This is a genomic window from Tabrizicola caldifontis, assembly GCF_004762095.1.
GTDB classification, from domain to species: domain Bacteria; phylum Pseudomonadota; class Alphaproteobacteria; order Rhodobacterales; family Rhodobacteraceae; genus Tabrizicola; species Tabrizicola caldifontis.
On the sequence record NZ_SIJH01000042.1, the window covers coordinates 1 to 2788 of the forward strand.

1 protein-coding gene and 1 pseudogene are annotated in these 2788 nt (G+C 65.2%); both read right to left on the reverse strand.

Annotated elements, in window-relative coordinates; genetic code table 11:
• A pseudogene (locus tag EYB42_RS17145) lies at positions 1-598 on the reverse strand (hypothetical protein); the annotation flags it as partial.
• A gap of 41 nt (positions 599-639) precedes the next feature.
• The gene (locus EYB42_RS17150; RefSeq protein ID WP_167851061.1) at positions 640-2478 is read right to left on the reverse strand and encodes a serine/threonine protein kinase; all 1839 of its coding nucleotides are present in this window, start codon (positions 2476-2478) and stop codon (positions 640-642) included.
• Positions 2479-2788 lie beyond the last annotated feature (310 nt).

Sequence of the window (2788 nt, forward strand, 5' to 3'; positions counted from 1 at the left end):
TGTCCCCGAAATCCAGCGCAACCGTCTGGTCAGTGCCACGACCAATCTGCGAAACCCCCTGCGAAAGCGCAAACGCCGCACCACGACCAGGACCAGACTTCACAACCAGCCAGCCCGTCGGAAACATCACATGCCCCTGCCCCGGCGCTGCCGGCACGGCAGCGATCGCCGGTTTCTCGGCATCATCGAACAGAGGGACGACCGCCGCCACTGGCTGGACATCGAATCCCAGGATGCGCGTCTTGCTACGGGTGGGGCGCCGACGTTCCGGTTCTGCCGCGGCAAGCGATGCCGGAGCGGGGTGCGGATCCCCGTCCTCGATATCCCAGATATTGACCGCCGGCCCCGACACACCTTCGGGCAGCGGCACCTTGGCCTTTACTACACGGCTAGGGCGCGCTGCGGGCGGTTCGGACGTTTCAGCCTCGGGCTGCGACGCGGGTGGTGTCGGGGTAGCGGCGGCAAGAGCCTCGCGCAGCCGCTTCACCTCAAGCTCGGCCAGGGCCGTCATGACCGGATCGGGCCCGGATCCGGCCGGAGCCACCTGCTTGACCGGCTCTGCCGCAGTCTTGCCGAAGAATGAGCGAAGGAACTTCACGTCTGTCTCTCCACGTCCTGTTGGATCTGCTTCAAGGCCATTCAGCCCAGCCCCGGCAGCTGGAACGACCCGGTCGCCATCTGCCCTTTACGCTGGATTGCAAAGCCGTGTGTTGTACTGTCTCTTCCTGCTTCGCGGGAAAGTATGTCGGCCAGCGCCGTTGCGGTGCCCAGAATTTCGCCGGTCGCATCATAGACCAGCAGCACGTCACCCACCGCGAGATCCGTGGCCGCCCCAGCCGCCACGGCGGCGACGACCGTCTGAATGCCAGTCGGGGTCATGGTCATCTCGAAGGAAAGACCGTTTGGAAGGTCCAGCCGATCGACCACGGGCAGGGTCAGGATCTTTCTGACGACATCGCCACCCGGCGCAGCAACATAGCCGAGGATAACATTCCAATCGGCGACTTTCGACAGATCGGCACCTGCCGACATCATCGCCGCGATGTCGGAACCGCCCTGCACCGGAACACCGTTCACTTCCACGATGCGCAGGCCGGGTTCGGCCCATTCCGGCGACCACGGCAGCCGCGCGACAATGCGTCCGGGATCGGCAGGATCGACCTGGAAGGGCATGCGCAACCCGCGGACCAGGCCACGTCTCGCAGCCTCGTCAGGCGCGACGAAGGGTGCCGCCACGGCGGTCTGAATCACCGAACCGGGCCAGACATGCTGCGTGATCTCACTGGTCGCCGACAGCACCCCGGCAACCAGCAGAACGGCCGCCGCCGAAGACAGCAGCGGATCACGCGCGGCACGAAGCCGCACGGGGCGGGCCGTCGCCAAAGGCGCAACCGGCACGGCGGGGACATCGGACGGTGCCGCCGGGCAGGCCGGCGCAAGGGCAACCATGGCCGGGCCGGACTGCGCCACCTCCGCCGCCGTCATGGTCGGGCGCACGGCGGCACCCTGTTGCTCGCCCTTGGGCAGCAAGGCCGGACGTGGCGTCGTGCCGGCCCGCAGCATCGACTGCCATTCCGCCACCGACTGGAACCGGTCGCGGGGAAAGATTGACATCGCCTTGTCCAGGGCCTTCAGGAAGGCAGTCGGATAGCCGTTGATCCGGCCGGCAAGAGGAACCTGGGGGTCACCCTGACGGTTCGCGATCGACGACAGCCGGTCCTGCGAGGTCATCGGCGTCTCTCCCGAGACCAGATGGCAGAAGCTTGCCGCCAGCGCGTAAAGATCGCTGCACGGTGCCTGGATGCTGCCGGCGATGTAGAATTCCTGAGGCGAATAGCCGTCCTTGACCACACGCAGCCCCGACAGCGCGCGACTTTTCCGCGTCACGTCCTTGCGCGAGGCGCCGAAGTCGATCAGCACGGGCCTGCCGGTCGCACGGTCAAGCAGGATGTTGTCGGGCGAGATGTCCCGATGCAGCACCCCCTGCGCGTGAACGTAGGCCAGCGCATCGAGGATCTGGTCGAGGATCGCCATGATCTGCTGCGGCTTCAGGGCCGGCGCTGTGCCCTCTACCGTTTCCAGAAGGTCGGGGCCATCGACATAGTCCATCGCCATATAGGCGGTATCGTTGTCCTCGAAGACCTGATGCACCCGGACGATGTTCGGATGTTCAAGCCGGGACAGGGTATATGCCTCCTGCAGGAAAAGCCTGACGATCGACCGGAACTCTTCCTCGCGCTGGCGGGTCCGCGGTCCGACGGCCTGACCGCTGCGGCGGCAGAAAGAGGAGGGGAAGCATTCCTTGATCAGGATGCGCCGGTCGAGCGAATCCCTTGCAAGATAGGTGATTCCGAAGCCCCCGGCATTCAGGAAGGAGTCGATGGTGAACTGGCCGAGAAGGAGCTTCGTCCCCGGCTTCAATTCGTCGGCAAAGGTCTCTGGCCCGACGTCTTCCAAGTTCTGCGCAACCAAGGACATGCAACGAACCCCCATGCCGCGCCCCCGCACCTTGTGCATGGGACATCGGCAGTCATCCCTTCCCGATAGCGAAGGAGTTGGGCCAAATCGTGATGCCAATTCGTTCGTTTTCTGCCACAATCCCGCGAACGCCGCGGGGCAATTGCGCGAACGGATCGCGCCTCGCCCAACGGGAAGGCGGATTTCGATTGTGCCCCGCAGGGTGGTGTAAGAGCGTCGCCCCTTGGAGAGGTCCGGGCTTGATCAGGCGGCCACGGCGGGCAAGCGGACGGTGGGATTGTCGGTGACGCGGGCGAGTGTTTCAAGCGAC

Excerpts from the sequence above, each read along its gene's own strand:
- EYB42_RS17150 (WP_167851061.1), bottom strand. The coding sequence starts at position 2,478 with ATGTCCTTGGTTGCGCAGAACTTGGAAGACGTCGGGCCAGAGACCTTT.